We start from the raw sequence: 3,720 nt of genomic DNA on the forward strand, positions 1-3,720 counted from the left end.
CTGATGACCACGGCCAACGACTACGCCCGCTACATGGCCTGGGAGCTGGCCGCCTGGCCGCCCCGCGATGGGCCCGAAGATGGTATCCTGCGCCGTTCGAGCGTCCGCGAGATCGTCCGCGGCCAGAACTTCCCGCAGGTCGTCGGCCGCGCCAATCGCAGCGACGCCACCGACTGCGACCGGGCCCGCACCTACGGCATGGGCACGATCGTCTACTCGGATTGCGTGCTGGGCATGCACTTCACCCACTCGGGCGGCCTGCCGGGCTACGGCTCCAACGTCCTGATGCTGCCAGAGCGCGGGGTGGGCGTCTTCGCCTTCTCGAACCTCACCTACGCGCCCGTCAGCCTGACCGTGCGCGAGGCGGCCATCGCCCTGGTGAACAGCGGCGCCTTCCCGGTGCGCCCGACGCCGCCCAGCCCGGGCCTCCAGGCCATGGCGGCGGTGGTGCAGCGGATGTACGCGGCGGGCGACGTCCTCGTGGCCCGCGAGGCGCTGGCGATGAACGTCCTGCTCGACCGGGACGCGCCCCGCCGCAACGCCCAGATCGCCGAGCTGAAGTCGAAGCTGGGGGCCTGCCGCGCGGTCGATCCGATCCAGACCGACAACGCCATGTCGGCCCTGCTCAGCTTCCCCTGCGAGCGCGGCGTGCTCCGGGTGCGGGTCACCCTAGCGCCGACCACGCCCGCGTCGATGCAGACCGTGGAGTTCTCCAGCTAGCCCCGCCCTTCTCCCGCAAGGGGAGAAGGGCAGCCGCGGTCAGCCCGGCCGGACGATGTGGCCCTCGTCGGGCTTCACCCGCCCCTCGACCACGTCGGCGTACAGCGCCTGCAACGCCTCGGGTCCCACGTGTGACTTAAGCGTCAGCCACGCGTTTCCGGCGATGAAGTCCGTCAGCGCCGCCCGGAAACGCGCGTCCAGTTCGGCGGCGCCCCAGTCCTTCATGCGCTGGCGGATCCGATCGGGCGCGAAGAAGAACGCCGGCGTCGGCCCCGCCAACGCCGCCGGCGTCCCGCGCGGTGCGTCCCAGTGGGTGACGCCGACCACGATGCTGCTCGCCAGCCCATCGCCCAGGGTGCGGTGGACGTCCAGGTTCACGGCGCTGCGGCCCGCGAAGTCGACATAGGCGGCCGGCGCCGCGGCCTTGAGCTCGCCGATGGCGTCGTAGGTCAGCACCTGGTCGTAGAGGCCCGTCCGCTGCAGCATCTCCACATGCGCCGGCGACGTCAGCCCGACCACCCGCACGCCGCGTTTCCGCGCCAGCCACGCCAGCCCCATCGCCGTCTTGCTGGACGCGCTCGACAGCACCAGCGTCTTCGGCACGGCGTCGCCGATCAGGTCGTCCAGGAGGAAGCTGGTCATGAACAGCGGTCGCAGCAGCGAGCGCCAGTCGTCGTCGTCCGCGGGCGGCGCCTCCTGGTAGGCGTTGTAGGTCGGCGGCAGCTCCGCCCGATGGGCCGAGACCTCCACATAGCCCGACGGACGCTTCTCCAGCCGCGCCACCGTGTGGCTCGACATCGGCCAGTAGCCGAAGAGCCGCAGCCCAACAGGCGCATCCGCGGCGTTGGAACGCACGACCCGCGCGAACCCCCAAACCGGAATCCGCCCCTGCCCCTCGGGCGCCGGGAAGAACTTCCAGTAGCCGATCTGATCCCCGACGGCGCCATAGGTCACGTTGTTGGCCGTCAGCGCGAAGCTCTCGACCTCCAGCAGCGCTTCACCCTCGCCCAGGGCGACGTCGGAGTCGCTCGGCGCGAGCGTCGTCCTGCGCAGGTCGCCGCGGTCGACGAGCAGGTCCCAGCCCTTCATTCGCGATCTCCAGCCTCGTGTCGCGCACAAAAATAGACCGTCATGCCCGGCTTGTCCGGCGCATGACGGTCAGGGGGAAACGTCAGTCGATGGCCGCCCAGTTGCCGTGGAAGCCGAACGGCACCCGGCGGGGCATCTCGGCGATGGCGATCGGGCCCTTCGCGATGTCCTGCGCCTCGAAGATCGCCAGGTCCGAACGGTTCTCGGCCGCGCGCCAGATCACCCCGGTCAGCCACCCGTCGCCCTCGGCCGCGTCGGCAGAGCGCGGCACGAACACCGGCTCGGACGTCAGGTCGCCGCCGTTCAACTGGTACACCTGCCGCTTGCCCGTCGAGAGGTCGAGGTGGGCGATGGCGCACTGCTTGATCGTGCCGCTGAACGTCGGATCGGCGGCGTACCAGCCATGGCGGTGCTTCAGCGTCTCGACCCGCGGATCGACCCGCGGGAACTCGCCGTCCAGGTCGTCCAGCGGCGTCTCCTTGATGGCGTCGGACGCGCCGGCCAGGTCGAAGGTCCAGCGCACCAGCCGCGCCGCCGCCCTCTCGCCCGGCGACCCGTCGGCCTTCGGGAACAGCGGCGCCACGTCGTAGCGCATGACGTCGCAATAGATCTTGTCGCCCTCCTCCCACGCGTTCAGCGGGTGGAAGACGTAGCAGGCCTCGGTGTTGAACCAGCGGATGGTCGAGACGTCGGCGTCACGGCGCATCACGCCCACATAGCTGCCCTTCTCGGGCTCCCAAGCGAACGCCGGCTTACCGCTCATCGCCCGCTCCAGGCTGCCGGTCAGCGGCAGGATCGGGAACAGCACGTGGTTCTGCGTGACCATGAAGTCGTGGACCATGCAGGCATAGGGCGCCTCGAAGTCCTGGCGGCTCTTCAGGCTGCCGTCGGCGTTCGTCACGCCGTAGCTGACGCCGCGGGCGAACGGCATCGGGCCGACGCTGTAGGCGAACCAGATCATTTCGCCGGTCACGGGGTCGATCTTCGGGTGGGCTGTCACCTTGCCCTTGAACTCGCGGTCGTAGCCCTTCGAGGCCAGCGTCCGCGGATCCATGGCGAACGGGTGGTGGCCCTCCTCCAGCGCCAGCAGCTTGCCGGCGTGCCAGACGATGTTGGTGTTGGCGACGCCGCCCTCGTTGCCCTGGGCCAGCGGGTCGGTGGTCATCGGGTTGCCGAACGTGCCGAACAGCGAGCGGCCGTGCTCGTGCTCCAGCTCCCACTTGGGCGTGCGGACGTAGCGGTTGCGATAGCCCACCTTGCCGTCGGCCACGTAGAACCCGTGCACCATGCCGTCGCCCGAGAACCAGTGGTGGTTGGGGTCGCGCGGCTCGAACTGCGGGTTCGGCCCGATGCGGAACAGCGCGCCGCGCAGGCCCGCGGGGATCTCGCCCTTCACGACGAGGTCGAAGTCGTCTTCCGAACGCACGGGCGCGAAGTTGCCCGCCAGGTACGGATTGATGCGCACGTCGCCGTCCATAAGCCGCTCCTCCGAGTTGTGTTTTGTAACTTACGTTGTAAATTCATGCGGGAGGCCGTACCCCTTGGCAAGCGTTTTCTTCCGCAAGCGAGTCCGATGCCCCGCGTCCTGACCGAGTCCGATGTGGCCGACTTCCGCGAGCGCCTGTGCGCGGCGGCCGAGCGCCTGTTCGCCGAAAAGGGTCCCGACGCGGTGACCATGCGCCAGCTCGCCGCCGAGCTTGGCGTCTCGCCGATGACCCCCTACCGCTACTTCCAGGACAAGGACGACATCCTGGCCGCGGTGCGCACCAACGGCTTCAACCAGTTCGCCGAGGCCCTGGAGGCGGCCCGCGGCAACGCGAAGAGCGCCAGGGCCAAGGCCGCCGCCGTCGGCGACGCCTACGTCCGCTTCGCCTTCGAGCACCCGCACACCTACAAGCTGATGTTCGACCT

General features: G+C 69.7%; 4 protein-coding genes. 2 read left to right on the forward strand and 2 right to left on the reverse strand.

Translation table 11 applies throughout. The features are described 5' to 3' along the window. A partial coding sequence (locus Q0L11_RS15790; protein WP_296598484.1) for a serine hydrolase occupies positions 1-720 on the forward strand: 720 nt, incomplete at its 5' end. Positions 721-759: 39 nt separating this feature from the next. On the opposite strand, the gene Q0L11_RS15795 is transcribed toward Q0L11_RS15790, so the two are convergent. Both Q0L11_RS15795 and Q0L11_RS15800 read right to left on the reverse strand, forming a co-directional pair. Beyond that, a complete protein-coding gene (locus tag Q0L11_RS15795; protein WP_296598486.1) occupies positions 760-1,809 on the reverse strand; it encodes a DUF2855 family protein in 1,050 nt (349 codons plus the stop codon). A gap of 82 nt (positions 1,810-1,891) precedes the next feature. Beyond that, complete coding sequence (locus Q0L11_RS15800; RefSeq protein ID WP_296598488.1) at positions 1,892-3,286, reverse strand: carotenoid oxygenase family protein; 1,395 nt, start codon at positions 3,284-3,286, stop codon at positions 1,892-1,894. Positions 3,287-3,382: 96 nt separating this feature from the next. Here Q0L11_RS15800 and Q0L11_RS15805 point away from each other — a divergent pair. Next, positions 3,383-3,720 (forward strand): TetR/AcrR family transcriptional regulator (locus Q0L11_RS15805; protein ID WP_296598489.1); only part of this gene is annotated, 338 nt, incomplete at its 3' end.

This window comes from Phenylobacterium sp. (assembly GCF_024508875.1).
GTDB lineage: Bacteria > Pseudomonadota > Alphaproteobacteria > Caulobacterales > Caulobacteraceae > Phenylobacterium.

Bases quoted from the DNA above. Each gene is read 5' to 3' on its own strand.
- Q0L11_RS15795 (WP_296598486.1), bottom strand. From the start codon at position 1,809: ATGAAGGGCTGGGACCTGCTCGTCGACCGCGGCGACCTGCGCAGGACG.
- Q0L11_RS15800 (WP_296598488.1), bottom strand. From the start codon at position 3,286: ATGGACGGCGACGTGCGCATCAATCCGTACCTGGCGGGCAACTTCGCG.